This window comes from Nocardioides sp. (assembly GCF_036503465.1).
Taxonomy (GTDB): Bacteria; Actinomycetota; Actinomycetes; order Propionibacteriales; family Nocardioidaceae; genus Nocardioides.
In genome coordinates this window covers 23,885-49,600 of the sequence record NZ_DASXWU010000011.1, presented here as the reverse complement: position 1 = coordinate 49,600, position 25,716 = coordinate 23,885, and the positions used below count along the sequence as shown (strand labels likewise).

Annotated in this window: 25 protein-coding genes; 10 read left to right on the top strand and 15 right to left on the bottom strand. The window is 70.6% G+C overall.

Annotation, left to right across the window (positions count from 1 at the left end):
* Nucleotides 1-140 precede the first annotated feature (140 nt).
* Nucleotides 141-1,280: an ABC transporter ATP-binding protein gene (locus VGK78_RS01245; RefSeq protein WP_331525434.1), complete on the top strand. Its 1,140-nt coding sequence runs from the start codon at nucleotides 141-143 to the stop codon at nucleotides 1,278-1,280.
* A 12-nt stretch (nucleotides 1,281-1,292) separates the two neighbouring features.
* Here VGK78_RS01245 and VGK78_RS01240 read toward each other — a convergent pair whose 3' ends face one another.
* The 3 genes from VGK78_RS01240 to VGK78_RS01230 are packed head-to-tail and all read right to left on the bottom strand — an operon-like array spanning nucleotide 1,293 to nucleotide 4,394.
* Nucleotides 1,293-2,207: an ABC transporter permease gene (locus tag VGK78_RS01240; RefSeq protein ID WP_331525433.1), complete on the bottom strand. Its 915-nt coding sequence runs from the start codon at nucleotides 2,205-2,207 to the stop codon at nucleotides 1,293-1,295.
* Complete coding sequence (locus VGK78_RS01235; protein ID WP_331525431.1) at nucleotides 2,204-3,130, bottom strand: ABC transporter permease; 927 nt, start codon at nucleotides 3,128-3,130, stop codon at nucleotides 2,204-2,206. The genes VGK78_RS01240 and VGK78_RS01235 overlap by 4 nt, the downstream gene beginning before the upstream one ends.
* On the bottom strand, nucleotides 3,123-4,394 hold the full coding sequence (locus tag VGK78_RS01230) for a spermidine/putrescine ABC transporter substrate-binding protein (protein WP_331525430.1): 1,272 nt from the start codon (nucleotides 4,392-4,394) through the stop codon (nucleotides 3,123-3,125). Before VGK78_RS01230 ends, VGK78_RS01235 begins: the two co-directional genes overlap by 8 nt.
* Nucleotides 4,395-4,644: 250 nt before the next feature.
* On the opposite strand from VGK78_RS01230, the gene VGK78_RS01225 reads away from it, so the two are divergent.
* Nucleotides 4,645-6,024 carry an aspartate aminotransferase family protein gene (locus tag VGK78_RS01225; protein ID WP_331525429.1) on the top strand — a complete coding sequence of 460 codons (1,380 nt, stop codon included), beginning with the start codon at nucleotides 4,645-4,647 and terminating at the stop codon, nucleotides 6,022-6,024.
* Between the two features lie 16 nt (nucleotides 6,025-6,040).
* Here the strand turns inward: VGK78_RS01225 and VGK78_RS01220 are convergent, their stop codons facing one another.
* The 3 genes from VGK78_RS01220 to VGK78_RS01210 form a co-directional block, all read right to left on the bottom strand.
* Nucleotides 6,041-6,802 carry a class I SAM-dependent methyltransferase gene (locus VGK78_RS01220; RefSeq protein ID WP_331525427.1) on the bottom strand — a complete coding sequence of 254 codons (762 nt, stop codon included), beginning with the start codon at nucleotides 6,800-6,802 and terminating at the stop codon, nucleotides 6,041-6,043.
* A 19-nt stretch (nucleotides 6,803-6,821) separates the two neighbouring features.
* On the bottom strand, nucleotides 6,822-7,412 hold the full coding sequence (locus VGK78_RS01215; protein ID WP_331525426.1) for a hypothetical protein: 591 nt from the start codon (nucleotides 7,410-7,412) through the stop codon (nucleotides 6,822-6,824).
* A gap of 118 nt (nucleotides 7,413-7,530) precedes the next feature.
* On the bottom strand, nucleotides 7,531-8,202 hold the full coding sequence (locus VGK78_RS01210) for a TetR/AcrR family transcriptional regulator (protein WP_331525425.1): 672 nt from the start codon (nucleotides 8,200-8,202) through the stop codon (nucleotides 7,531-7,533).
* 100 nt (nucleotides 8,203-8,302) lie between these two features.
* Here VGK78_RS01210 and VGK78_RS01205 point away from each other — a divergent pair, with 100 nt between their 5' ends.
* A complete protein-coding gene (locus tag VGK78_RS01205) occupies nucleotides 8,303-10,369 on the top strand; it encodes an acetate--CoA ligase family protein (RefSeq protein WP_331525423.1) in 2,067 nt (688 codons plus the stop codon).
* A 21-nt stretch (nucleotides 10,370-10,390) separates the two neighbouring features.
* On the opposite strand, the gene VGK78_RS01200 is transcribed toward VGK78_RS01205, so the two are convergent.
* The 4 genes from VGK78_RS01200 to VGK78_RS01185 form a co-directional block, all read right to left on the bottom strand.
* Complete coding sequence (locus tag VGK78_RS01200; protein ID WP_331525422.1) at nucleotides 10,391-10,879, bottom strand: hypothetical protein; 489 nt, start codon at nucleotides 10,877-10,879, stop codon at nucleotides 10,391-10,393.
* Nucleotides 10,876-11,613 carry an NIPSNAP family protein gene (locus tag VGK78_RS01195; RefSeq protein WP_331525421.1) on the bottom strand — a complete coding sequence of 246 codons (738 nt, stop codon included), beginning with the start codon at nucleotides 11,611-11,613 and terminating at the stop codon, nucleotides 10,876-10,878. Before VGK78_RS01195 ends, VGK78_RS01200 begins: the two co-directional genes overlap by 4 nt.
* Before the next feature lie 77 nt (nucleotides 11,614-11,690).
* Nucleotides 11,691-12,206 carry an Rrf2 family transcriptional regulator gene (locus VGK78_RS01190; protein ID WP_331525420.1) on the bottom strand — a complete coding sequence of 172 codons (516 nt, stop codon included), beginning with the start codon at nucleotides 12,204-12,206 and terminating at the stop codon, nucleotides 11,691-11,693.
* 11 nt (nucleotides 12,207-12,217) lie between these two features.
* Nucleotides 12,218-13,417, bottom strand: a complete 1,200-nt coding sequence (locus VGK78_RS01185) for an FAD-binding oxidoreductase (protein ID WP_331525419.1) — start codon at nucleotides 13,415-13,417, stop codon at nucleotides 12,218-12,220.
* Nucleotides 13,418-13,485: 68 nt separating this feature from the next.
* On the opposite strand from VGK78_RS01185, the gene VGK78_RS01180 reads away from it, so the two are divergent.
* The 4 genes from VGK78_RS01180 (at nucleotide 13,486) to VGK78_RS01165 (ending at nucleotide 17,589) form a co-directional block, all read left to right on the top strand.
* Entirely contained in the window at nucleotides 13,486-14,652 is a 1,167-nt protein-coding gene (locus VGK78_RS01180; RefSeq protein ID WP_331525418.1) for an acyl-CoA dehydrogenase family protein, read from the top strand.
* Between the two features lie 127 nt (nucleotides 14,653-14,779).
* Nucleotides 14,780-15,628, top strand: coding sequence for a hypothetical protein (locus tag VGK78_RS01175; RefSeq protein ID WP_331525417.1), 849 nt, complete (start codon nucleotides 14,780-14,782; stop codon nucleotides 15,626-15,628).
* Nucleotides 15,621-16,754 (top strand): fumarylacetoacetase, encoded by a 1,134-nt coding sequence (gene fahA, locus VGK78_RS01170; RefSeq protein WP_331525416.1) that lies wholly within the window; start codon nucleotides 15,621-15,623, stop codon nucleotides 16,752-16,754. Before VGK78_RS01175 ends, fahA begins: the two co-directional genes overlap by 8 nt.
* Before the next feature lie 28 nt (nucleotides 16,755-16,782).
* Nucleotides 16,783-17,589: a siderophore-interacting protein gene (locus tag VGK78_RS01165; RefSeq protein ID WP_331525415.1), complete on the top strand. Its 807-nt coding sequence runs from the start codon at nucleotides 16,783-16,785 to the stop codon at nucleotides 17,587-17,589.
* Between the two features lie 20 nt (nucleotides 17,590-17,609).
* Here VGK78_RS01165 and VGK78_RS01160 read toward each other — a convergent pair whose 3' ends face one another.
* The 3 genes from VGK78_RS01160 to VGK78_RS01150 all read right to left on the bottom strand — a co-directional run bounded on the left by VGK78_RS01160 (nucleotide 17,610) and on the right by VGK78_RS01150 (nucleotide 21,216).
* Nucleotides 17,610-18,953, bottom strand: a complete 1,344-nt coding sequence (locus VGK78_RS01160; RefSeq protein ID WP_331525413.1) for an MFS transporter — start codon at nucleotides 18,951-18,953, stop codon at nucleotides 17,610-17,612.
* 102 nt (nucleotides 18,954-19,055) lie between these two features.
* Entirely contained in the window at nucleotides 19,056-20,675 is a 1,620-nt protein-coding gene (locus tag VGK78_RS01155) for a GAF domain-containing protein (protein ID WP_331525412.1), read from the bottom strand.
* A gap of 64 nt (nucleotides 20,676-20,739) precedes the next feature.
* The gene (locus VGK78_RS01150) at nucleotides 20,740-21,216 is read right to left on the bottom strand and encodes a universal stress protein (RefSeq protein ID WP_331525411.1); all 477 of its coding nucleotides are present in this window, start codon (nucleotides 21,214-21,216) and stop codon (nucleotides 20,740-20,742) included.
* 122 nt (nucleotides 21,217-21,338) lie between these two features.
* On the opposite strand from VGK78_RS01150, the gene VGK78_RS01145 reads away from it, so the two are divergent.
* On the top strand, nucleotides 21,339-21,794 hold the full coding sequence (locus VGK78_RS01145; protein ID WP_331525410.1) for a hypothetical protein: 456 nt from the start codon (nucleotides 21,339-21,341) through the stop codon (nucleotides 21,792-21,794).
* 1,014 nt (nucleotides 21,795-22,808) lie between these two features.
* Here the strand turns inward: VGK78_RS01145 and VGK78_RS01140 are convergent.
* Both VGK78_RS01140 and VGK78_RS01135 read right to left on the bottom strand, forming a co-directional pair.
* Nucleotides 22,809-23,246 (bottom strand): Hsp20/alpha crystallin family protein, encoded by a 438-nt coding sequence (locus VGK78_RS01140; protein WP_331525409.1) that lies wholly within the window; start codon nucleotides 23,244-23,246, stop codon nucleotides 22,809-22,811.
* A gap of 1 nt (nucleotide 23,247) precedes the next feature.
* Nucleotides 23,248-23,799: a hypothetical protein gene (locus tag VGK78_RS01135; protein WP_331525408.1), complete on the bottom strand. Its 552-nt coding sequence runs from the start codon at nucleotides 23,797-23,799 to the stop codon at nucleotides 23,248-23,250.
* A gap of 672 nt (nucleotides 23,800-24,471) precedes the next feature.
* On the opposite strand from VGK78_RS01135, the gene VGK78_RS01130 reads away from it, so the two are divergent.
* Nucleotides 24,472-24,903 (top strand): DnaJ domain-containing protein, encoded by a 432-nt coding sequence (locus VGK78_RS01130; protein ID WP_331525407.1) that lies wholly within the window; start codon nucleotides 24,472-24,474, stop codon nucleotides 24,901-24,903.
* 44 nt (nucleotides 24,904-24,947) lie between these two features.
* On the top strand, nucleotides 24,948-25,376 hold the full coding sequence (locus VGK78_RS01125; protein WP_331525406.1) for a MerR family transcriptional regulator: 429 nt from the start codon (nucleotides 24,948-24,950) through the stop codon (nucleotides 25,374-25,376).
* Nucleotides 25,377-25,716 lie beyond the last annotated feature (340 nt).

Below are 25,716 nucleotides of genomic sequence, written 5' to 3'. Positions count from 1 at the left end.
GGCGCTGAACGGGGATTCAGAGAAATTCTAGGGCACGACTACGTGCGCGCTCCACGCCTCGGCGTGTTTGCGTCACGGTGCTAACTGAATATTCAGTCATGTGGTTCCGTAGGCCGTCCGCGCTGTCTACACTTCCGCGCATGGCCCGAGGCGAACCAGGGAGTCATCACACCGGCGGGTCCATCTCCATCGTCGGCCTCCGCAAGGAGTTCGAGGGCGTCACCGCGGTCGACGGCATCGACATCGAGATCAAGCCCGGTGAGTTCTTCACCCTGCTGGGCCCCTCGGGCTGCGGCAAGACGACCACGCTGCGCATGCTCGCCGGCTTCGAGCAGCCCACCGCAGGCCAGATCTTCATCGACGGTGTCGACGTGGCGCAGACGCCCGCTCACAAGCGGCCCGTCAACACGGTCTTCCAGAGCTACGCGCTGTTCCCGCACCTCGACGTGGAGCACAACGTGGCCTACGGGCTGCGGTGGCGCAAGGACCTCGACAAGCGGGTCAAGGCCGCACAGGTGGCCAAGGCGCTCGAGCTCGTCCAGCTCTCGGGGTACGGCAAGCGGCGTCCGCACCAGCTCTCGGGCGGCCAGCAGCAACGGGTGGCGCTGGCCAGGGCGCTGGTCCTGGAGCCGGCCGTGCTGCTCCTCGACGAGCCCCTCGGCGCCCTCGACGCCAAGCTCCGGCACTCGTTGCGCGCTGAGCTGACCGGGCTGCAGCGCGAGATCGGCATCACCTTCGTGTTCGTGACCCACGATCAGGAGGAAGCTCTCGAGATGTCGAACCGGCTCGTCGTGATGGACGGCGGCCGGATCATGCAGCAGGGGACGCCGGAGGAGGTGTACCGCGAACCGCTCACCGAGTTCGTCGCCGACTTCCTCGGAGTCGCCAACCTGCTCGACGTCGACTGCGACTCCGGCACCGGGCTGACGCGCACCGTCCGGTTCGGCGAGTTCACCCTCGAGGCGCAGGCGCCGTCCGGTCACGACGCCGGCCCCGGTCGCGCGGTCATCCGGCCGGAGTGCGTCGAGCTCACCGAGGCCGGGCTCACCGGCGCCAACCGGCTGCCGGGCATGGTCGACCGGACGGTCTTCCTCGGCTCCACCACCCAGGTGATCGTCCGGCTCCCGCACGGCGCCGTCATGCAGTCGCTCGTCACCAACACGTCCGCCAACGAGACCTTCACGACCGGCCAGCCGGTCACGGTGTGCCTGCCGGCGCAGGCGCTGCGGGTGCTGGCCGCGTCGCCCGACCAGCACGTCGCGTACGCCGAGACCGGCTGATCGCAGCCTGGTTCAGCCCCAGTCGGCGAGCGTCTCGAGCGCCGACTCGTCGTCACCGCGGTGTCTCGCGCGCAGCGCGACGTAGGCGAGGATCAGGGCGAGGAACGAGCCCACCAGGAGGATGCTCGCCAGTGCGTTGAGCGCGGGGGTCGGGGCGGCGCGCACCGCGTTGTAGAGCAGGATCGGCACGGTCTCGTTCTCGGCGCTGCCGAACAGGAACTGGCTGACCACGAAGTCGTCGAGCGAGGTCGCGAACACGATCATCGCCGACGCGAAGACCGCAGGCATCAGCAGCGGCAACAGGATCGTGCGGATGGCTTGCAGCGAGTTCGCCCCCAGGTCACGCGCGGCCTCTTCGTACTCCCCGCCGATGCTCAACAGCCGCGATCTCACGATGACCAGGACGTAGGAGACGGTGAAGGTCACGTGCCCGAGCAACATGGCCGGCCGCCCCAGCGGCACGAACTGGTAGAGGTTGACCACCACGAGGTAGAGCGCGGAGCCCACGACGATCTCGGGCGTCACCAGCGGGACGAGGGAGATGCCGTTGGCGACCGCACTCGCTCGCGAGCGCCACCGCGTCAGACCCATGGCGAGTGCGACCCCGAGCGGAGTCGCCACGATCACGGTCGCGATGCCGAGGATGAGGCTGTTGCGCAGCGAGTGGAACATGCTCGGGTCCTCGAAGACCGAGCCCTCGTTGCAGCAGTACCACTGCCGCGAGAAGCCCTGCCAGGTGCTGCGGGAGCGGCCGTCGTTGAACGAGAACTGGATGGCGACCAGCACCGGCACCAGGGACCAGAGGATGTACACCCAGGTGATGGCCGCGAGCACATAGGGCTTGCGCCAGGGATTGCGCCACGGCCGCACGCGGGTGCGGATAGGGCCGGACACCTCGGCCACGGCGGGCCGCTCGAGCACGGTCATCGGGTCGCCTCCCTGCTCGCCCGCTGGGTGAGGACCAGGTAGTAGAACATGAAGAACATGAGCACGAGCGAGAGCAGCAGCACCAAGCCGGCGCCGATGTTCTTCTGTGGCCCCTCGAGCAGGAACAGCTCGATCTGGTTGCCGACCATGTTGGTGTTGGGCGATCCCGACACGATGGTGTTCGTGTAGTAGTCGCCAGCCATCGGCAGGGCGGTGATCACCAGCGCCGTGATCAGACCCATCCGCGACAGGGGCAGCGTGATGTGCAGGAACGTCCGCACCCCACCGACACCGAGGTCGCGCGATGCCTCCAGCAGCCGCTGGTCGATGCGGTCGAGCGAGGCGAACAGCGGGATGATGAAGTAGGGAACGTAGCCGTACGCGAGAGCCCACACGACCGTGAACGAGCTCCCGGACAGCCAGGAGTGCGGTGGGATGCCGAACAGGCCGAGCGCCTTGTTGACGTAGCCGTCGTCCTGCAGCAGGTTGACCCAGGCGAGCATGCGGGTGATGTAGTTGATCCACCAGGGCGCGAGGATGAGGGCCAGGATCAGCCCGCGGCGCTTCCCGGCCAGCCGCGCCGTGTAGTAGGCGACCGGGTAGCCGATCGCCACGCAGATGACCAAGGCCCAGAACGAGTAGATCGCGGTGCGGACCCACACCTCGTGGTACGCGCCGGACGGGGTGAACGAGTCGGTGATGACGGTCGTGAAGGTCGAGGACTCCCAGTCGAGCGGGTTCCATGCGGGGAGCGGCTCGTTGAAGATGTTGATGCGGCCGCTGAACGCGATCGCCATCACCGCGTAGAACGGCACGACGAACAACGCGACCAGCCACAACGTGCCCGGCAGGGCCAGGGCCGGCCACAGCCGCCGCGTCGCGCGGTCGTGACCTGACCCCTGGCTGGGCCCCGGGTCAGGCACCAGCCTTGAACCTCGCCCAGTTGGTCTGCCAGAGCGCCTCGGTGCTCGGGCTGACCTCGTAGAAGGTGTGGCCCTTGTCGAAGTCGCTGCGCACCACGACGGAGTTCGCGAGGTTCTGGGGTATGTAGCCCTGGTCGGTCAGGTACTTCGCGGACAGCTTCGTCAGCGGCGGCTGGTAGCCGTTCCAGCCGAAGTTCCGGAGCCCGATCTTGTTGTCGAGCAGGTCGTTGATCAGCATGTGCGCCAGGACCGGTTTCTTCGCGGACTTGGGGATGGCGATGTTGTCGCTGCCGACGACGTAGTCCGTGTCGTCCGGCCTCCAGTAGCCCAGGACCTCGGGCGTCTCCTTCTTCGGCAGGTAGTACTGCCCGGCGATCACGTCGCCCGACCAGCACTGATGGACCGTGGCCGTACCCTCGGGGACCTCGGAGTACGCATTGATGTCGGTCTTCACGTTCACCAGGCCGATCAGCTCGATCAGGCTGTCGGTGGCCCGCTTCACGTCATCGGGGTTGGAGGTGTTGATGTCGTCGGAGATGTGGTTGCGCAGCAGCGACATGGCGATGGCTTCCTGCCGATCGTCCAGCACGTAGACCTTGCCGGCGTACTGCTTGTCCCAGATCAGGTCGTAGCCCATCTCGGGGACGGACTTCACCCGGTCGGCGCGATACATCACGCCCGTGCCGTAGATGGTGTAGGGGGCCGTGTACCGGGCGCCTTGGTCGTACCAGGGGTTCTGGTACTCCGGCCACACGTTCTTCAGGTGCGGCACGTAGGAGTGGTTCAGCGGTTGGAGGAGGTCTGCGAAGACCATCTTGCTGAGCACGCTCGGGCCCGGGAACACCAGGTCGAACGACTCGCCGGGCTGCCGGATCTTCGCCAGCATCTCGTCGTAGTTGTTGTACGGCGTCACCTGCACCGAGACGTTGTGCTCCTTGCCGAAGTCCTTCATGATCCCCGGCGCCATGTAGTCGGCGTAGTTGAGGATGTTGAAGGTCCCGCCCTCCTCCGGCGAGAGGCCGTTCGCGATCGGAGGGTTGCTGTCCTTGATCGCCAGGGTGACCGGCTTGTCGGGCCGCGCGAGCTGGTAGGGAGCGCTGCTGTTCGCCGTCTCCGAGGTCTGGTCGTTGCCGCACGCGGCCAGAAGGGGTGCGGCTCCCACCCCCACGGCGAGCCAGAGGCCTCCTCGCAGGACATCTCGTCGGGCCAGCTGCGGCCGCGGCCGCCGACGACGTAGTGCCGGGTCGTTCGGGTCGAAGCTCATCTCAGCCTCTTCACGGTCGACGAACACCGCCGGCCTGAGTGTCTCGAGGACCTATCCCTAACTGACTGTTCAGCCAATGGCCTCATTGTGGCCGTCTCCCCCGGGAATGTCGAGGGTCGGCAGGTCTCGACCAGGCATGCGATCCGGCCCCGTCGACCTACCGACCTCTGCCGGCCACGCTTGCCGCTCCCGAGTCCGGTCGTTTAGACTGAACAGTCAGTCAATCATGCGCGACCGGGCAGGAGCCCCGATGACCGCGACCGAGATCGCACCCGAGCTGTCCACCCGTCTCGACTCCCTGATCGCGGACGAGACCACTGCCTTCCGGGGCCGTCAGCGCCGCAGCAAGGCCATGACCGAGCGCGCGACGGTGCTCGCCGGAGGCGCCACCTCGAGCTGGCAGGTCGCAGAGCCGCACGCCGTGTGGTTGAGCCACGGCAACGGCTCCAAGCTGTACGACGTCGACGGCAACGAGTATTCCGACTTCCACGGCGGGTACGGCGTCTCGCTGGCCGGCCACAACCACCCCGCGATCGTCGAGGCGGTACGCCGGCGGGTCGCCCTGGGCACGCATTTCGCCCAGCCGACCGAGGACTCCATCGTCGTGGCGGAGAACCTCGCCGAGCGTTACGACCAGCCGCTGTGGCGCTTCGGCAACTCCGGCACCGAGTCGACGATGGACGCCGTCCACCTCATGCGCGCCTTCACCGGTCGCGAGCGGATCCTCAAGCTCGAGGGTGGCTATCACGGCCACCACGACTCGGTGATGGTCTCCGTCCAGCCCGAGAGCGTCGGCGACCTCGGCCCGGTCGACTCCCCGATCGGCATCCCGGAGAACACCGGTCTCCTGCGCGCGACCGTCGACGGCACGGTCATCGTGCCCGCCAACAACCTGCCGGCCGTCGAGGCCGCGCTCGCGCGGTACCCCGGCGAGATCGCCGGCATGATCCTCGAGCCGATCATGATGAACGCCGGGATCATCTACCCCGACGACGGATACCTCCAGGCTCTCAAGGACCTCCTGCACGCGCACGGCGCGCTGCTCACCTTCGACGAGGTGAAGACCGGCTTCACCGTGGGACCGGGCGGTGCCTCGGGGATGCTCGGGGTGACCTCCGACCTGGTCTGCGTGGCCAAGGCGATGGGCGGCGGCCTGTCGACGTCCGCGATCGGCGGTGGCGAGGTGATGGAGCTCGTCGCGAGCGGCGACTACCAGCAGGTCGGCACCTTCAACGGCAACCCGCTGGCGATGGCCGCTGCCCGGGCGATGCTCACCGAGGTGCTGACCGACGACGCGTACGCCCACCTCGACCGGCTGCGGGTCCGCATGCGTGACGGCCTCCAGGCCGTGATCGACCGGCACGGCGCGCCCTGGGTCGTGGTGACAGCCGGAGCGAAGGGGTGCGTCTCCTTCATGCCCGACCGCATCCGGAACTTCCGTGACTTCCGGTCGCTGGACGGTCGCTACGGGCACGCCCACTGGCTGGTCCAGCACAACCGCGGGGCGTTCCTCCCACCGTGGGGCAAGGTCGAGCAGTGGTTGACGTCCGTCCAGCACACCGACGACGACGTGGATCTCTTCGTCCGCAACTTCACCCACCTCGCCGACTCGCTGCACGGGGCCGCCTGAGCGGCCTCTCGTCGACTCAGGCTGCCTCGGCGAGCACGACCCAGGCGCGCGCGGCGTGCTCGAACGGCGGCGCGGGCAGCAGCTCGCGGCAGCGCTCCTCGACGCGGCGCCGATGCTCGGGCTCCAGCGACGCGACGTAGGAGCCGACCGGTCCGACGCCGTCGAGGTACGGCGCCCACCACGCGTCGTACGACGTGAACGGGAGGCGCACCGTGAGCGAGGTGGACCGGGCGGCGCGCAGGCCCGCGGCGTTCGCGAGGTCCACCAGGTCGCCCTCGCGCGCTCCGGCGCGGTCCGCCTCCCCTGGCGCGCTCGGGTCGAGCTCACGAGCCGCCTGCCAGAACACCGACAACGGCGCCGTCCCGCCTGCGAAGTCCCAGACGCTGGCCGCCACGACCCCACCGGGCCTGGCCACCCGGCCCATCTCGCGGAGCCCGGCGACGGGGTCGTTCATGAAGTGCACGACCAGCTGCGCGAGGGCGGCATCGAACGCGTCGTCGTCGTACGGCAGGGACTCGGCCGGCGCCTCGCGCACGTCGACCGCCGGGAACCGCTCGCCGACCGCGGAGATGAACGACGAGGACGGGTCGACCGCGGCCACGCTGTCGGCGCCGCATCGCTCGACCAGGGGCGCGGTCAGGACCCCGGGGCCGCACCCCACGTCGAGCACCCGGTCGCCACGGCGTACGCCGACGAGCTCGACGAACTGCTCGGCGAGCGGGACGGAGTAGCGGCCCATGAACCGCAGATAGGCGTCAGCCGAGACGTCGAAGCTCATGGGCCGCTGTCCGGTCCGATCAGGGAGAGGTGAACCAGGGGTCGTGCAGGTCGTAGAAGGTGGCGCCGGCCATCATCGACTCGAGGTCGGCCCGGATCTCCTCCGGAGGCTCGATCTGCTCGCCCTTCCGGGCGCTCTCCTCGTCGGTGAAGTAGACGGTCTGGAAGAAGGTGCCGTCGTCGGAGATGGCGAGGGTGCCACCGATGATCTCCGGGCGCATCGCGCGCAGGTCGCCGGTGTCGGTCGCCATCGCCTTGATCGGGGCCGGGTCGTCGACCCGCCCGCTGATCACCTGGACGAATCCGGCGTCGTCCGAGCCGCCGTCGAGCCAGGTCGTGACATCGCCGCAGTCGTGGAACGTGGGCGGCCCCTCCATCAGGGCTGCCATCTTCTCGGCGAAGGCGCCGGTCTCCGGGCGTGCCGAGTTCGCCATCGCGTCGTCACGCGAGGAGAAGCGGACGATGGCCAGGAAGTCGCCGTCGTCGGTGACGCCGTACGTGCCGCCGAGGTAACCGACGGCCCCCGCGCCGTCCTGGTCCCGCCACGTCTCCGCGAGAGCGCGGAGCTCGTCCGCTCGAGAGGATTTCGCTTGGATCACTTGGATGAACACGTCATGGCCTCCTGTCGGGCAGGCCATCTCCGGGTGAGGTGGTCTGTGTTCGGTCTCGACGATAGGGACGAGAGGCCCGCGACCACCAGACACGACCGGACCACGGGGTCCGAACGGGTCAGGAGCGCTTGCCGCGCCTGGCGCGGGCTCGCGGCGCCTGCAGGCCGAGCTCCTTGCACGCGACCTCGAGCGCGATCGTGCGCGCACGCCCGTAGTCGACCACCGGGTCGTCGAGGGCAACCTGGATCACCAGGCCGTCCAGCAGGGATCCCCACATGATCGTGAAGGACTCGACGTCGAGAGCGTCGATCTCGCCGGCGTCCACGGCGTCCTGCACGATGCGGGCGATCAGGGCGCGCCACTGGGCGTCGAGCTCCGTCCGGTCCTTCTTGACCTCCGGGTGGCGGAACGCCTGCGCCCAGAGGTCGAACCACAGCCCCCAGTCACTGGTGAGCGACTGCTGCTTGTCGGGAAGCAGGGTCCACTCGACCAGGATCTCGAGGCGGTCGCGCAGCTTGTCGGTGGAGCGGAGCATCTCCTCCGTGGCGGTGTAGAAGGAGCGCTCGGACCAGCGCAGGGCCTCGGTGAGCAAGCTGTCCTTGGTGCCGAAGTAGTAGATGACCAACGCGGGACTGGCTCCGACCCGTTGGGCGACGTCGGCGATCCGGGTGTCGTGGAAGCCGCGCTCGGCGATCAGGGTGGACGCCGCGGCCAGCATCTGGTCGCGTCGTACGTCGGCGACGGCGTCCCCGTGCTCTGCGACGGGGTCCCCGTGCTCGCGTGCAGCCATCCCACCTCCCCGATGTCCGGGCGGACCGCGAGATCCTTGCGCCGCACGCTAGCACGCCCGTAGACTGAACAGTCAGTCAGGACACGACGAACGGTGACGCATGAGCAGCTCCCCGCCGTCCGGCCGGACCCGGCTCCGCTCGATGTTGTCGGCCCGATCGGTCGCCGTGGTGGGAGCCAGTGACCGGGCCGACTCGTTCGGCCGGCGGCTCACGACCGAGGCGCTGCGCAGCCCCGGGGTCGAGCGGGTGCATCTGGTGCATCCCACCCGGACCTCGGCGTTCGGCCGACCCTGCGTGCCGTCGCTGTCGGACGTGCCGGAGCCGGTCGACCTGGTGCTGCTCGGCGTACCGGACAAGGCGCTGGCGCCGACGCTCGCGCTCGCGTCGGAACGCGGCGATGCCGGGGCGGTGGTGTTCGGGCCGGTGCACGGGATCAAGGACGACGTGATCGCCGCGGCCGGCGAGATGGCGATCGTGGGCGGCGGCTGCATGGGCTTCGTCGACACCACCACGGGCGTGCGGGCGATCGGCTACCTCGAGCGTGATCCGCTGCCGGCCGGCCCGATCGGGCTGATCACGCACTCCGGCTCGGTCTTCTCGGCGCTGCTGCGCACGCGGCGACCGCTCGGCTACACGCTGGCCGTCTCGTCGGGGCAGGAGCTGGTGACCACCACCGCGGACTACCTGGAGTACCTGCTCTCCCTGCCCCAGACCCAGGTGATCGGGCTGGTGCTCGAGACCATGCGCGACGCGCCGAGGCTGGAGGCGGCACTCGCGGACGCCGCCGAGCGGGACGTCCCGGTCTGCGCGCTGACGGTCGGCACGTCCGTGAGGGGGCGAGCACTGGTCGACGCCCACTCCGGGGCCATCGCCGGGTCCGACGCGGGCTGGGAGGCGCTGTTCACGGCGTACGGCGTGCACCGGTGCGGTGACCTGGACGACCTCACCGACAGCCTGGAGATGTTCGCGATCGGACGGCGTCACGTGCCGGGCACGGGGCGCGGGATCGCGACGGCGCACGACTCGGGGGCAGAACGGGTCCTGGTGGCCGACGTGGCCGAGCGCCTCGGCGTACGGTTCGCGACGCTGACCGAGACGACGAAGTCGAGGCTGGCGGGGGCGCTCGACCCGGGTCTCGTCCCGACGAACCCGCTGGACGTCTGGGGTCGCGGCACCGACACCGCGGAGCTGTTCACCGAGTGCCTGAGCGCGCTGGCGGACGACCCGGCCACCGGGACGGTGGCCCTGGCCGTCGACATGGTCGAGGAGTACGACGGCGACGACAGCTTCGCGGTCGCGCTGGAGAACCTGCTGACCCGCACTCGGAAGCCGGTCGTCGCGCTGACCCACGTGACGTCGGCGGTCGACCCGGTGCTCGCGGCGCGGCTCCGGGCCTCGGGCATCCCGGTGCTCGAGGGCACGGCGTCGGGGTTGCGGGCGCTGGGACACCTGATGGCCGAGCCGCCGCGTCCTCGGCCTCCGGTGTCACCGGACGAGGAGCGGTCATCCCGGTGGGCCACGAGGCTCCGATCTGAAGAGACGCTCGGAGCGGCCGCCCGGTCGGCACTTCTCTCCGACTACGGGCTCCGGGTCGTCCCCGGCAGGGCCGTCGACACGGAGGCTGCCGCCGTGGCTGCCGGCGAGCAGCTCGGCTACCCGGTCGTGCTCAAGAGCGACGCGGCGGACGTGCACCACAAGACCGAGGCGGACGGCGTACGGCTGGGGCTGGCGGATGCCGGGGCCGTGAGGGCGGCGTACGCCGAGCTGGCCGGGCGCCTGGGCCCGCGCGTCGTCGTGCAGCGGCAGGCGAGCGGGGTCGAGGTCTCGCTGGGCATGATCCGCGACCCGCTGCTCGGGCCGCTGGTGATGGTCGCGGCCGGCGGAGTGCTGGTCGAGCTGGTCGCGGACCGGGCCGTCGCGCTGCCGCCCCTCGACCGCGAGACGGCGCTGGCGGCGGTCGACCGGCTGGCGGTGTCGACGCTGCTCGACGGCTATCGCGGCTCGGCCGCGGTGGACAGAACGGCTCTGGCCGACGCCCTGGTGGCCCTGGGTCAGCTCGCGGTCGAGCTCGGCGACCACCTCGACGCCGTCGACCTCAACCCGGTCGTCGTCGGCCCCGATGCGGCGTACGTCGTCGACGCCCTGCTCCTTCCCCGTCGACCGTGACCGGCTCGGACCTCGGCGCGCTCAGACGCGCGTCCAGCGCATCACCCAGTTGCGTTCCCAGCTCTCGCCGCCGTCGTCGGAGAAGAACTGCTCCCAGACCGCCGCGTCGCGCGTGATCGAGTGCCACCGGAAGTTCACCAGGATCGGGTGGCCGTCGTAGGTGTCGGCGCCGGCTGCGGTGAACTCGACACCTCGCCAGCGGCCGTGCACCGGGGCCTGAAGCCTTCCGTCGCGGCTGGTCACCCAGTGGATGGCCCACACGTCCGTGGCGGCGTCGTGGAACCGGAAGGACGAGCCCGCGAAGCCCTCGTCGGGGAAGTGCATCTCGTCGACGCTGACCGCGCCGTTGTGCAGCGTCGTCGACGTCGCGGTCGCGTGGGAGGTGTACCACTCCCGGTCGCCGGTGAGCGGGGCTCGCAGCCGGTCGTTCTCGACGACCCACTCGCCCACCAGGAAGTCGAACCCGGTCGTGCGGACGGCCAGACCCGGCAGGGAACGCGGCGTGGTCATCGGCGAACGCTCCCGGCGTGCGGGTGACGCGAGCGACCGGTGGGCCGAAGCCGGAGCCGTCGCTCGCCGTACGCCGATCCGGGGCCGCCGACCAGCCGCCGCCAGGTCGAGGACGCGTCCAGGCGCTCGAGGGCCGCGTGACGAGCGGACTCACCCGGGAAGGTCGCCTGCCAGACGACCACGCGCTCGGCCCGCACCGGCAGCGCGGGATAGGTGTTCGGCGTGGGCTCCGTCCTCCACAGGGCGACGGCGGCTCCCAGCCCTTCCTCGAGCACCTCGTGACCCCTGGTGGCGAGCAGTGACTCGCGAGCCGGGTCGTCTCCCGCCCGGATGACGCCGACGGAGACGACGCCGCTCCCAGGACCGGGCTCCGAGGCAGGTGGCGGGTGGGGCGGGTCGGTGGCACGCAGGAGCAGCACGTCGTCGCTGTCGAGCATGGTCGCGTTGGCGGCGGGCCCGTGCTCGCGCCAGACCTGGCCGCCGTAGAAGCTCTCGAGCGCACGGTGCCGGCCGGCCATGTCCGCGAAGCCGCGTTGCCAGACGAACCGGTCGGGATCGTCGAGGTCCCTGAAGAGCCCGCCGATGGTCATCCCACAGGCCTCCTGCGGTGCGACGAGCTCGGCCTCGAACAGCGCCACCAGCTCGTCGCGTCGACCGGGACGCAGCGTGTACTGCCTCAGCTCGACGACGGCCGAGTCGGCGAACGACGGCGCCGCCACGGTTCTGCCACCCACGCGTCCTCCCAAGAATGTTACGCCTTTGGTTACACATTTCCGGACCGGCGGGCGCCTTGTCAACCACCACGGAGCTCTCAGCCCACGGGCAGCGGGCGGTCTCGCAGGATCGTGTCGAGAAGATCGGCGATCGTCGTCCGGTCGAGCCGGTCGGCGACGGCTCGGTCCACGTCGTCGTACACCGCCGACAGGACGGGGCGGATTCCGAAGCCGACCGGGCACTCCTGGTTGGGTTCGTGGGCATGCAGGTCGAAGGCCGGCATGACGCCGATCGCTTCGTGCACGTCTCGGAGCGTGATCCGGGACGCCGGACGCCCGAGAGCCCATCCCGAGCCCGGGCCGCGACCGGTCACCAGCAGCCCGGCGTCGCGCAGCGGAGCGAGGCTGCGGCGTACCAGAGCGGGATTGCTGTCGAGGCTCGCCGCGATGCGCTCCGAGGTCAGCGTCGGTGTCCCCCGACGCGACGAGAGCTCGAGCCAGCACAACGCGTGCACGGCGACGGTCAGATGGCTGTTGGCGGCGATCGCGGGCTCCTTCGGTAACCACCATGGTGACAGATTCAGATGGCCGGAACCCGGTCGGTGCCGCGGCATCGCCTACCGGGTCAGCGCATGCTCTCGGGGAAGGGCAGGGCGATGGGGTCAGGGGCGAGGCGACTGCGGCCGTGCGCGTCGAAGCGGTCGAGGCCGAGGTCGGTGACGTCGACGACGTCGGTGCGCCCGGAGACGGCGAGGTCGGCTGCCGCCTTGGCGACGCCGGGACCCCACATCATCCCGTGCCCGCCCGCAGCGGCCACGAAGGCTCCCCCGATCGGGCCGTCGGCGCCGATGGCCGGGCCGAGGATCGGCAGGTGATCAGGGGTGAAGTCGATGGTCGCGGCCCAGGTCTTGCGCAGCCCGACCTTGCCGGTGGTGGGCACGAGTGTGGTCATCCGGGCGCGCATGATCTCGAAGTACGCCGCGTCGAACTCCGTGGCCTCCCCCGGCTGCTCCTCGGGGTTGCTCATCCCCCACAGGACGCCACCCTCGCACGGCCGCCAGTAGATGCCAGAGGCGACGTCGAAGACCATCGGCAGCCGCTCCGGCGCGAAGTCGGGATGCGCCTCGGTCACCACCACCTGGTGACGTGCTCCGTCGGCCGGGATGCGCACCCCGGCAGCCGCTCCGACGGCGGCCAAGGTCGGCCCGCCGGTCAGCACCACCCGAGAGGTGGCGACATCTCCGGCGGACGTACGGACGCCGGTCACCTGTCCATGCTCCACGCGGAGCCCCGTGAACGCCGTCCGCTCGCATAACCGCACGCCGGCACCGAGGACGGCCGCCGTATAGGCGAGGACGTTCCGCGGCGGGTCGATGTACTCGTCGCCGGGGGCGTACGACGAGCCTCGCGTCTGCCCGGGCGCCATCGCCGGGTTCAGCTCGTCGGTCTCGTCCGGGCCGACCCAGCGCACGTCGAGGCCCAGCGCGTGCTGCATCGCGATCCGCTGGTGTGCCTGGACGACCTCGGCGTCGCTGAAGCAGGGCATGAAGTAGCCCTGCGCCACGAAGCCGGAGTCGATCCCCAGCAGCTCCTGCTGGCCGGCGTAGAAGTCGCGGCTGAACAGCCCGAGCCGCACTGCGGCCTCGGTGCCACCCTGCGCGCGGACCATGCCGGCCGCCCGCGAGCTCGCGCCCTGGCCGAGGGTGTCCCGCTCCACGAGCACGACGTCGCCGATCCGGGACCGCGCCAGGTGCCACGCCGTCCAGGCGCCGATCGTCCCGCCTCCGACGACGACCGCATCGGCACGTCGGGGCACAGTGGTCACGAAGGTCACGCTGACATAGACTGAACGGTCAGTCAACGAGCTCGAGCGCGCCGATGGGGAGATGACACGTGTACGGACTCACGCCGGAGGACCTCGAGCTCCAGGACCGCGCCCGCGGCTTCGCCGACGAGCTGATCGTCCACGAGCAGTACGCCGAGGAGCACGCCGGTGAGATGCGCGAGGAGGTCCGGCACCGCCTCGAGGCGCGTGCGGTCGAGCTCGGCCTGACCGCGACCAACATCCCCGTCGAGCACGGGGGCCGCGGTTGCTCCACGCTGCAGCAGGTGCTGGTGCAGGAGCAGGGCGGCCGGGTCACCAACGCGCTCGCCTGGTGCCTGGCCACGCCCCCGGGATGGTGGCCCGCCGTCGCCAACGACCACCAGCGCGACACCTTCCTGCTCCCGACGATCGAGGGGCGGCGCGAGGAGTGCTACGCGATCACCGAGGAGTACGCCGGCTCCGACGTCTCCGACCTGAAGGCGACGGCCACCCGGGACGGCGACGAGTACGTGCTCAACGGTGTGAAGTGGCACGTGACGTCGTTCAACCGGGCCGACTACGTGTTCTTCCAGGGGGTGCTGACCGCCGGCGTCCACGCCGGCGAGCAGGCGCTGTTCGTCGTCGACAAGGACGCTCCGGGCATCTCGGTGGTGCGGACCCCGGCGTACACCCACACCATCGCCCACCACCACCCGATCGTGGCGTTCGAGGACGTCCGTGTCCCGGCCACCCAGCTGATCGGGTCGGAGGAGGACGGCATGTCCTTCGTCTACGAGTGGTTCCGCTTCGAGCGGCTCATGATCGGGGCCCGCTGCCTCGGTGCCGCCGAGCGGCTGGTCGACGAGATGAACGCCTTCGCGCGGCAACGCCGCATCGGCACGGAGCTTCTCGCCGACAAGCAGCTGGTGCAGGCGATGCTGGCCGACAGCCTGACCGAGCTGTTCGCCGCCCGGTCGATGGTCTACCAGGTGGCCCGGGCGCTCGACGGGGGCGTCGACCTCAAGGTCGCCCATGCTCAGTGCTCGATGGTGAAGCTCTTCGCCAGCGAGATGGCCAACCGGGTCGCCGACCGCGCGGTGCAGGTCTTCGGTGGCCGCGGCTACATGCGCGAGAACGTCGCCGAGCGCTTCTTCCGCGAGCTGCGGGTCGAACGCATCTGGGAGGGCGCGAGCGAGGTCCAGCGCGCGATCATCGCCGACCAGCTCGGCAAGCGTGGACGGGCGGCACTCGTCTGACGCTGTGGTCGGTTCATCACGCTGGGTAGGTGAACTGGAGCATGGCCGGCGGAGTTCAGCGAGCCCAGTGCCGGTCGGACCACCCAGCGTGATGAACCGACCTCGAGGCCTGTGGTTGGCTGGCCCCGTGACAGGAGTCCCCCCGGCCTGGGCCGGCCTGGTCGACGATGCCGCGATCTTCCCACCCGGGAATGCCGAGCTACCGGACGCGGTCGCGACGTACCAGGGCCGCAGCGACGCGTGGTACGCCGAACTGGTCGGGCCGCTGGTGGTCCGCGACACCGACCTCCCCAACGTCCCTCCGGACGTCCCGGTCTCCGTCGTCCTGACCGGCGGCGCCGGTGCGGTCGCCGGCGTGGCCGCAGTCGCGACGAAGAAGGACCACCGGCTGGTCGCGGTCGAGGCCGCGGTCCGTGACCTCGACGACCTGGCCGGCAACGTGCGCCGGATCAACGCCGCCGTCGACGCCGCCCGGGCCGCGGGCGACCTCGCCGACGCCCAGGTGTACGTCGAGCTGCCCCAGACCGACCCGACCCCCGACTGGCTGGACGCCGCCGACGCCGTCGCCGAGGCCGAAGCACGTCTGAAGTTCCGCACCGGAGGTGCGGAGGCACACCTGTTCCCCGCCGCCGCGACGGTGGCCGCCTGGATCGACTCCGCCCTCGACCGGGAGACGCCGTACAAGTGCACCGCCGGCCTCCACCACGCCGTCCGCCATCGCGACCACGAGACGGGGTTCGAGCACCTCGGCTTCCTCAACGTCCTGCTCGCCACGCGCGTCGCGTTCGACGGCGGCACCCGCGACGAGGTCGCGCGGGTGCTCGACGACCAGTACGCCAACGACCTGGTCGCGATGGCACGCCAGAGCGACCTGGCCGGTGCGCGACGGTGGTTCACGTCGTACGGGTCCTGCAGCGTCACCGAGCCGCTGGACGACCTGGTCGGGCTGGGGCTGCTGGAGTCTCCGCATGAGTGACGGGTTCGGGCTCGACCACCTGCCGTACGGCGTCTTCTCGACCCAGGGCTCGGCGCCTCGGGTCGGGGTGCGGTACGCCGACACCGTCGTCGACGTCGCCACCGTCCGGCCGGAGCTCGACCGGCCCAGGCTCAACGACTTCATGGGGCTCGGGCCGGCCGCCTGGGCCGAGACCCACGGGCGGATCGCCGAGCTCGTCGACTCGGACGCGCTGCCGGCGTACCCCCTCGACGACGTCGCCCTGCACCTGCCGTTCACGGTCGGGGACTACGTCGACTTCTACGCCTCCCTCGACCACGCCTCGAACGTCGGCCGGATCTTCCGGCCGGACCAGGAGCCGCTGCTTCCGAACTGGAGGCACCTCCCGGTCGGCTACCACGGCCGGGGCGGCACCGTCGTCGTCAGCGGTACGCCGGTCGTGCGGCCCTGTGGTCAGCGGAAGGCTCCCACGGAGGAGGCTCCGGCGTACGGACCCAGCCGACGGCTCGACATCGAGGCCGAGCTCGGGTTCGTGGTCGGGGTGGGCTCGGAGCTCGGCGCTCGGATCGGCGTCGACGAGTTCGAGCAGCACGTGTTCGGGGTGGTCGGCGTCAACGACTGGAGCGCCCGTGACATCCAGGCCTGGGAGTACGTGCCGCTCGGGCCGTTCCTCGGCAAGTCGTTCGCCACGTCGGTGAGTGCCTGGGTCACCCCGCTGGCCGCCCTGGCCTCCGCCCGCACGCACGTGCCGGCGCAGGACCCGGCCCCGCTCCCCTACCTCGCCGGCTCCGACCGGTGGGCGCTCGACGTCGAGGTCGAGGTGGTGCTCAACGGCGAGGTGGTGAGCCGCCCGTCGTACCGCACGATGTACTGGTCGCCGGCCCAGATGCTGGCCCATCTGACCGTCAACGGCGCGAGCACGCGCACCGGCGACCTGTTCGCCTCCGGCACGATCAGCGGACCGGAGCCCGACACCCGCGGCTCGTTCCTCGAGCTGAGCTGGGGTGGCAAGGAGCCCTTCGCCGGCGGGCACACCTTCCTCGAGGACGGCGACGAGGTCGTGCTGCGCTACTCGTCGCCCGCTCCTGACGGTGGCCGCATCACCCTGGGGGACGTCGTCGGGCGGATCGAGCCGGCCCGCCCCTGACCGGCGGCCGGACTGACAGAGGAGAGAGATGCACGGACGAGTGGCGAGGACCGAGCGGCTGACGCCGGGCATGGTCCGGGTCGTGCTGCACGGTGGCGACCTGGAGGATCTGGTGATGCCCGATGCGACCGACGCCTACGTCAACGCCGCCTTCCGGCCGGCCGGGGCGTCCTACGACGAGGTGTTCGACCCGAAGGCGGTCCGCGAGACGGCACCGCAGGGCGAGTGGCCGGCCCGGCGTCGCTTCACCGTCCGCACCTGGGACGCCGGGTCGTCCGAGCTCACCCTCGACTTCGTCGTCCACGCCGACGAGGGCGTCGCATCAGGATGGGCGCTGAACGCCCGGCCCGGTGACCCGCTGGTCTTCGAAGGTCCGAACGGCGGCTACCGCCCCAGCGCCGCCTCGGCATGGCACCTGTTGGTGGGTGACGAGTCGGCTCTGCCGGCGATCGCCGCGTCGCTCGAGTCCCTCTCGCCCGCCGGGCGGGCGGTGGTCCGGGTGGTCTGCGACGGGCCGGAGTACCAGGTCGACCTCGAGAGCCCGGCCGACCTCGACCTCCGGTGGCTGCACCGGCACGGCGACGAGCGCGACGAGTCGCTGTTGCTCGCCGCCGTCGAGGCGGTCGAGTTCGGCGACGGTCGGCCGTTCGGCTTCGTGCACGGGGAAGCCGACGAGATCCGCGCCGTACGACGCCACCTGCTGCAGGAGCGGGGGCTGACCCGCCGAGACCTCTCGTGCTCGCCGTACTGGCGGCGGACCATGACCGACGAGGCCTGGCGCCGGATCAAGCGGGAGTACGTCGCGGCCATGGAGGCCGAGGCGCTCGCCTCCTGACCCAAGGCCGGACCCTCGGATCAGACCCCTTCGCGCTCGTGGAAGCCGAGGTGGACGACCGGTTCACCGCGCTTCATCGCGTCGACGACCCCGGGGTGCAGGCGGTTCAGGTGGCGAATCGCCTTCCGCCGGTAGCGCACGATCTGGGCCGCCCCCAGTGCCCAGAACACGAACTGCACCGACATCGCGACCCGGAAGTCGGCGAGGTCGTAGGTGTCGGTGCCGCCTCCCCCGCTGTACCAGTCGAGCAGCACGCCGATCAGGCCCATGCTGACCAGGCTCGCGGAGAAGCCACCGATGTTGACGAAGCCGTTCGCACGCCCGGACGCCTCGATCGGGATGAACGTCCGGGCCAGGTCGAAGCCCACCATCGAGGCCGGGCCGCCGGTCGCCATCAGGCACACCAGGACGACCAGCATCCACGTGGGTGCGGGCGCCGACCGCAGCAGGACGGCCGCCCAGCCGAGCGCCATCGCGGCCACGATGCCGAGCACCATCCACGACCGGTAGAAGGGGTAGCGCGAGACCAGGGTCCCGAGCACCAGCCCGCTGACGATGATCCAGGCCGTCATCACCATCAGGAGGTTGCTCGCGGTGCCGCTCGACAGACCCTCTCCGCTCACCAGGAACGGGAAACCCCACAGCAACGTGAAGACCGTGCCGCTGAACTGGGACGTGAAGTGCGACCACAGGCCGAGCCGAGTGCCGGGGTTGCCCCAGACCAGGCGCAGCGTGCGCGCGAGCGCGCGCATCTTGACCCGGGCCACCTCCTCACGGGCGTACGGCGAGTCCTTGATCATCAGCGCGACCCCGACCATGCCCACGATCCCGAGCGAGGACGCGATCGCGAACGACTTGGTCCAGCCGAGGTGGTGCAGCGCCATCGACAGCGGGGCGGCGGCGGCGATCGCACCGAGCTGGCCGAGCTGCCCGGTGAGCTGGGTGATCATCGGTGCCTGCCGGACCAGGAACCACAGCGTCACCAGCCGGATCACGCTGACGAAGATCGCGGCGTCGCCCGCGCCGACCAGCGCGCGGGCCAGCACGGCCACCGGGAACGACGTGGCGAAGGCGAACGCCACCTGCCCGGTCGTCATCAGGGCGAGCCCGCACAGCAGGAGGAGCCGGGAGCCGAAGCGGTCGAGCAGCACCCCGATCGGGACCTGCAAGCCGGCGTACACGACGAGCTGGAGCACGGTGAAGAACGACAGCTGGGTCGCCGAGATGCCGAAGCGGGAGGTCGCGAGCAGACCGGCGACGCCGAGTGAGCTGCGGTTGAAGATGGCGAGCACGTAGACGGCCAGCCCTGCCAGCCAGATCACCCATGCCCGGCGCCTGCCGATGTCGTGGATCTGCTCGGGCACCGACCCATCATCGCGGACCCGATCCTCACGCCCCCCGGGTCGTCCGCCTGACAGGAACCCCTGACCTCCCGTGGAGCGGACGACCCGGATCCGCCGGTGACGTCAGGTGATCGGGACGGTCCAGACCAGGGTGGTGCCGCCGAGGTCGGGCACCTCGGCGATCACCATCGAGCCGTTGCGGCTCTCGGCGCGCTCGCGCATGTTGTCGAGACCGCTGCGGCGTACCGCGTCGCCGATGCCACCGCCGTCGTCGCTGATCGTCACGGTGAGCCGGGCGGTGGTGGCGTGGATGCTCAGCACGACGGTCGAGGCGACGGCGTGCCGCGCGACGTTGACCAGCCCCTCGCGGACGACCGCTGTCACGTCGCTGACCAGGTCCGACGTCGCCACCGAGTCGAGCGGCCCGTCGAGGTCGACGCGCGGCTCCACGCCGAGGCCCGGCTGCACGTCGGCGACCACGTCCATCACGGCGGCACGCAGGCCGCCGGGGACCGGCGGCTGCAGCTGGAAGATCGAGATCCGGATCTGCTTGATCGCCTCGTCGAGGTTGCCGACCACGTCCTGGAGCGCCCTCACCGAGGCGGCGTCCTGCAGGCGCGACGCGGTGGCCTGCACCACCAGCCCGGCCGCGAACACCTGCTGGATCACGTGGTCGTGGAGGTCGCGGGCGATCCGCGCCCGGTCCTCGAGCAGCAGGACGCGCTGCTGGTCTCGCCTCGCCTCGGCGAGCTCGAGCGCGACGGAGGCATGGTTGGCGAACGTCGTGGCCATCTCGGCGTCGACCCGGGTGAACGGGCGGCGGGCGCGCCCCCGCATCACGACCAGCGCGCCGCGCACGACCTCCCGGCCGAGCAGCGGGAGCACCATCACCGGGCCGACCCGCACCTGCCCGGCGAGGTAGATCGTGCGGCCGTCCACCGGCCGCGTGTCCTCGGCGTCGGCCAGGCGGACCGGCCGTCCGGTCTGGATGACGTGCTCGCTCAGGGTCCCGGCTGCGGCGTACCGCGCATCCTCGATCCCGGCGGCATCACGGCCCTCGGCCACCGCCACCACCAGCTCGGAGTCGGCGGGAGTGACAACAGTGGTCAGGTCGGCGCCGGCCAGCGCGTGAACGCTGCGGGCGATCAGGCGGAGCGCCCCCTCGTCGCCGGCGAGCACGCGACGGGTCACGTCGGTGGAGGCGACGAGCCACTCCTGGCGGAGCCGGCCCTCCTCGAACAGCCGGGCGTTCTCGATCGCGACACCGGCGGTCGCGGCCAGGGCCTGCAGGACCTCCTCGTCCTGAACCGTGAACGGCTCGACATCGCTCCGGGTCAGGTAGAGGTTGCCGTAGGCGTCGTCACGCACCCGGACGGGTACGCCCAGGAACGAGCCCATCGGCGGGTGACCCTCGGGGAACCCCACGGAGCCGGTGTGTGTGGTCAGGTCCTCGAGACGGATCGGTTGCTGGCGCTCGATGACCAGGCCGAGCAGGCCCTTGCCCTGCGGGAGGCTGCCGATCGCGTCCACCGCTCGCTCGTCCATCCCGACGTGGACGAACTCCTCGAGGGCTCCGTCCTCGCCCACCACGCCCAGCGCGCCGTACCTCGCCCCCACGAGCTCGATGGCCGACTCCACGATCCGGCGCAGGACGAGGGCCAGGTCGAGGTCCGTGACAATCGTGCGGTTGGCATCGAGCAGCGCTCGTAGCTGGTACTCCGCGACGTCCCCGTGATCCGCCACGCTCCGACCTTAGACCTGTCGCGCCGCGGCGTACGCCGGTCGCGGAAGCTGGGCGCGGTGCCCGCTAGCCCACGTGGGCGGCCACCGCTGCGCGTCGCTCGAGTCGCGCCGGGGCGGGGACGATCACGACGGGCACCGGCGAGTGACGCACGCAGTACTCCGCGACCGACCCCAGCACCTGGTGGCTGACCGTGCTCGGGGTGCCGCTGCCGACGACGACCATCGACGCCCGCTCCGCCCGGGCCACGAGCACGCGACCGGCGTAGTCGTGCACCACGACGCGTTCCAGGTCGGGTACGTCGGGCCGGTCCTCGAGGCAGCGGGCCACGACGTCGCCCTGCATGTGGTGCACCCGCGCCCGCCCCTCGGTCAGGTCGTCCGACTCCGGCGTCCCCTCGGGGTGTCCGGCGCCCAGCCAGGCGGTGACCACCTCGACCGTGCAGCCGCGCTTCCACCCTTCGGCCAGGGCGAAGTCGAGCGCTGCCGCGGCTCCGGCGCTGCCGTCCACACCGACCACGATCACGCCGCTGGGGTCCCCCACGGCGCCAGGGTGACGGCAGCCCGGATCCCACGCATCCGGCCATCGGCCCGGATCGATGGGACGTTCGTCCCGACCACCGAAGACCCGCCATCCCGCCCGGCGGTACGTCGTACCCTCGACGCGTGACGCGCGCGCCCTCCCACCCGTGGTACGACTCGGCCTGGCCTGCCGTGACCGGCCTCGCTACGGGCACGGGGCTGCTCGCGGCCTACCGCGGATCCGGCCCGCTGGTCACCGCGATCGCCCTGAGCGTGCTGGTGCTGACGCTTGTGCCGCTGACCTGGTGCGTGCTCACCGAGCTGCGCCGGGCCGCCCGCGGCGCGGCACGCCGGATCGGCCTGGCGACCGCGCTCGGCATCTTCGCCCTGGTCGGCATGGGCGAGCTGATGGGCAGCTGGGCCTTCCTGGTGGTGGCCTTCGTCCTGGTCACCTCGCCCCTGGTGCGCGGCTGGACGGACGGCGGGCTGCGCACCTCGTGGGCCGAGCGCATGTCACCGCGTACCGAGACCCGGCGGCGCTTCGACGAGATCGTCGGCCACGGCTTCGGCGCCTCGGACGACGACCTCCCGCCCCGCTGACCACGCCGTCTGCCGCTCGGCACCGGGCACGTCTCCCATTTCGGAAGCGCCTGACTGTGCGGGCCGAATCGGGAGGGCACCCTGGGTGGCAGATCCGGGGATTCGAACCTGGGTAGGAATCCACCGACGGATTCACACTGCGCGCGGCCTGGGAGCCTTGACCTGGGCATTCCTCGGGTGTCGGCGAACGTGCGCACACATTCGGCACAGGCACCCGTCCACAACCGTCGACGACTGCTACTACCTCGACTGCCTCAAGACGTTGGGAGCGCAACTCTCCGCGATGGCCTCCGCACTGCCGAGACACGATCCGCAACAGCGATCGCCCCACGATCGGATAGCGCCCCACTCCGCCCAGATGGCAGCATCCCGAGTGGGCACGTGGATTCATCCGTTGGACCGGGCCACGATCGGTACACCGTTGGGGCCGTCCTCGCTGTGGGATCGGAGCCGCGGTGGGTCGGGTGATCCCTCTTCATGGACTGTGCTGGCGGTCGCGAGGGATGGAGGGTTACGAGAGTTCGGGTTGCAGAAGAGCTCGGCGTAACCGCTGGGTGGCTGCGGTGAGGAGGTGGTTGCGCTGTCCACCGGCTACCGCGTCGCGCCAGGGGTGCGTGGGACGGCGCTGGCGTACCTGATCGCGGTCTCATCGGTGGTTCCGATCATGGCGGCGAGTCGACGCTGGAACTCGTCTCCCCTACCTGTCGCGCGGGCTGTCGTTGTCCACGGCGTCGGCCAGGTCGCCGGGAGATGGGACGCAGGTTGTGGGCTTCTCGAGGGGTGAGCCGTCGACCGAGCACGTGCAGGACCGTGCGGGCGACCCCTTCGGTCTCGGCTCGGTCGGTGTACTCGCAGGCGCTCGCGGACTGTCCCCAGGAATTCGGCGCGGCGCCTCGGCTGATGGCCACGCGACGTTGCGGTTGTCTGTCGGATCCCGGAGCAGAGCACCGGCCCGCGGGGCGCGGGCCGGTGCTCGGTGAGGCGTGCGTGACGCACCGGCGGATGGAGAGAGGGTCAGGCCTCGATGGCCGCGGTGTCCGAGTTGGTGCCGGTGATCTCGATCTTGCGGGGCTTGGCCTGCTCTGCGACCGGGACCACCAGGCGGAGGACGCCGGCGTCGTAGTTGGCCTCGATGTTGTCCAGGTCGAGGTTGTCGCCGAGGACCAGTTGGCGGCTGAACGCTCCGCGTACGCGCTCTGTGGCGAGCATCTCCCAGTCGCCGTTGCGCGGGACGCGCTCAGCCTTGACGGTGAGCACGTTGCGTTCCACGTCCAAGTCGATGCTCTCCGGGCTCACGCCAGGGAGGTCGAACTCGATGACGAACCGGTCGCCTTCACGCCAGGCGTCCATCGGCATCACGGCCGGGCGGTTGGTGGTGCCCCAGGTCGAGCCGAGGAGCTGCTGGGTGAGTCGGTCGAAGTCACGGAACGGATCAGTGGTGCGCAGCAACATCTCAATGCCTCCTTTGCATCTGGGTGGACGTTTGGATCCCGCCTGCTGCCGGCGTCTGTGCCGGCGTCTGTGCCGGTGTCTGCGTTCTGGTTTCGGTCGTCGTCTGCGTCGTAGCTTCTGCTGTCGTCTCGGCTGTTTCGGCAGTCGTCTCTGTCGGGGATGGTGGCTCCGGTGGGGTATCAGTGTCGGGCGGGGCGATTGGCATGGCCATCCAGGCCTCGGCGAGGTCACGGACGCTCAGGACTCGGGTGCTGCCGGCCTCGAGGTCCCCGAGGGGGAGCGCGTCCCAGAACGCCGGGTGCTGTTCGCACGACAACACCGCCGACACGTGTCCGCGTACCGGTGCCCGGCGGTGGTCAGCCGCCACTTGGACAAAGCGGCAGCCTGAGTCCTGGGCGCGCCAGGCGAGAACCGCGGGCCCGTCCAGCACCTCAGCCCAGGCGATCAGTTCCGACGGATTGTCGACGGTGGCGGTGAGGTCTCCGCAGACATCGAGCTCGCGACTGATCCGCAGCAGGACGGCGAACTCGCGCGCCTTGGTCGAGGGATACATGGTCGTGTGGTCTCCGTTCTGACTGTGATCTGGACCGCCACCCGGTTCCGCGCAGCCGCTCACCGAGGCGGTGTCGCGGGTGCTGGGTCCGGTTCTCGGTCCCCGCCGGTGACGAGGCGAGCCAGGAGCGTGCGGACAGCCGCACCGGCTTCGAGGACTGCGCCGAGCCGTGGCCGCCACCTGGCATGGTGGGGATTCATGCTCGCAGTGCGCATGGTTCCTCCGTGTGGTTGCTCGTGGCCCGCCCCGCGCTCGGGGAGCCTCGGTCGCGCGGCTGAACGCCCGGTAGGACGTGCGGTGGAACGTGCGGTGGTGCAGACGCGCTGAGAGGTCGGCAGTGTTGGGAGCCAACACCCGCTGTCGTCGGCGTCATGGGCGCTGGGTGCGGCCGGGCCGGCTCGCGCTGTCGCGGACCTGCTGCCGTTCGAACGGTCCGTCCATGGGGTCGACCGTGGGTGTGCCCGGCACCCAGCACTCGCACATCCGGTGGGCGGGCAGGGTCCCAACGCAGCGGGTCGATCCTCGTCAGCATCGCGCTCGCCCTCCTCTCATCACCACGATCTACTGACGACAAGTGAGGTAATCTGTACCAACTGATTGATATTATCAGTGTCCCATGACAGAGTTTCAAGTGGAGAGCACCACATTTCTGGCACGAATCGAGGTGAGGGCATGCCGGACTCACGACCTTCGGACCCGTCCCTACGGGTAGCGCGGGACCTGCTCGGTGTGTCCGCCGACGCTGACCGGGGGCAACTCGGACGTGCCTTCCGGCGTCACGCGCGGCGGCTCCACCCCGATATCAGCCTCGAGCCCGACGCGACCGAGCGGTTCGTGGCGCTGCAGGCCGCCTACCGCCTCGCCCTGGATGCCGCGGAGCACGACTCGCCGGACGACACGCGTGCCGCCTCCGGGACATCGGCTGCGACGGGTGTCGCCCACCGCGATCAGATCGTGGTGCTCGACACCACCTTGGCGGGCGGGGTCCACGCTGCCAGGAGCTGCGGTCCGCGACAGGTCGCCTGGCTGGTCGCGGGACCGGTCCAGGTGCGCCCGCTAGACCGGGCATCAGGGGCCGGCCCGATCACGCCGGGAGAGCCGTGATGGAGGGTGTGGGCGATTCCGGGCAAGGGCAGAGACCCGGCAACGTGGACGCCCACCACGCCGTCTACCCGATCTCCGTGGCCTCGGAGCTGAGCGGTGTCGAGCCGCAGATGCTGCGCGTCTATGAACAGCGCGGACTGGTCAGCCCGTTCCGCACCGGAGGCGGCACCCGCCGGTACAGCAAAGACGACATCGCCCGGATCGCGGACATCACCAGCCTCCTCGCCGAGGGCCTCAACCTTGCCGGCGTCGGACAGGTGCTGAAGCTGCGCGACCAGACACACCAGCTCGCCACCGAGCTCGGCGAACTGCGGGAAGCCAGCGAGCCCCACCGCGAGGAGATCCGACAGCTCCGCCAGGAAAACCACGACCTCAGGGCCGAGCTCGTCCAACGCAACCACCCCGGCCGGGGACCCACCCAACATCGACAGACCGAGCCCTCGCAGCCCGACGACGGGAGCCGGAAGGCATGAGATGGTCCGCCTGTACCTCGGCTCTCGTGTCCACCCCGGCGCTCCCGACATCGTCGTCATCGGCCGCTGACAGCACAGACCAACCCCGCAGGTCACAGCCACCCTCGGACAGCTCTCACCACCCACGGTGATCCGCATGCGGCTGCGCGCCTGCACCGCAATCGACCAAGACGGCCTGTGTGCGCTCCTCTTTGCCAACCTCGAAGCAGGCGAATCCGGCGGCACCATCCACCTCCTCGACGTCCCACCATTGATCGAGCGCTACATCCACCGCCACAACGCCAGCCACCTGCTCGTACCCCAACGAGCCCATGACGACGGCCGCCCTTGGAGCACCCGC

Bases quoted from the DNA above. Each gene is read 5' to 3' on its own strand.
- VGK78_RS01245 (WP_331525434.1), top strand. From the start codon at position 141: ATGGCCCGAGGCGAACCAGGGAGTCATCACACCGGCGGGTCCATCTCC.
- VGK78_RS01240 (WP_331525433.1), bottom strand. From the start codon at position 2,207: ATGACCGTGCTCGAGCGGCCCGCCGTGGCCGAGGTGTCCGGCCCTATC.
- VGK78_RS01230 (WP_331525430.1), bottom strand. From the start codon at position 4,394: ATGAGCTTCGACCCGAACGACCCGGCACTACGTCGTCGGCGGCCGCGG.
- VGK78_RS01225 (WP_331525429.1), top strand. From the start codon at position 4,645: ATGACCGCGACCGAGATCGCACCCGAGCTGTCCACCCGTCTCGACTCC.
- VGK78_RS01220 (WP_331525427.1), bottom strand. From the start codon at position 6,802: ATGAGCTTCGACGTCTCGGCTGACGCCTATCTGCGGTTCATGGGCCGC.
- VGK78_RS01210 (WP_331525425.1), bottom strand. From the start codon at position 8,202: ATGGCTGCACGCGAGCACGGGGACCCCGTCGCAGAGCACGGGGACGCC.
- VGK78_RS01205 (WP_331525423.1), top strand. From the start codon at position 8,303: ATGAGCAGCTCCCCGCCGTCCGGCCGGACCCGGCTCCGCTCGATGTTG.
- VGK78_RS01200 (WP_331525422.1), bottom strand. From the start codon at position 10,879: ATGACCACGCCGCGTTCCCTGCCGGGTCTGGCCGTCCGCACGACCGGG.
- VGK78_RS01190 (WP_331525420.1), bottom strand. From the start codon at position 12,206: ATGCCGCGGCACCGACCGGGTTCCGGCCATCTGAATCTGTCACCATGG.
- fahA (WP_331525416.1), top strand. From the start codon at position 15,621: ATGAGTGACGGGTTCGGGCTCGACCACCTGCCGTACGGCGTCTTCTCG.
- VGK78_RS01165 (WP_331525415.1), top strand. From the start codon at position 16,783: ATGCACGGACGAGTGGCGAGGACCGAGCGGCTGACGCCGGGCATGGTC.
- VGK78_RS01140 (WP_331525409.1), bottom strand. From the start codon at position 23,246: ATGTTGCTGCGCACCACTGATCCGTTCCGTGACTTCGACCGACTCACC.
- VGK78_RS01135 (WP_331525408.1), bottom strand. From the start codon at position 23,799: ATGTATCCCTCGACCAAGGCGCGCGAGTTCGCCGTCCTGCTGCGGATC.
- VGK78_RS01130 (WP_331525407.1), top strand. From the start codon at position 24,472: ATGCCGGACTCACGACCTTCGGACCCGTCCCTACGGGTAGCGCGGGAC.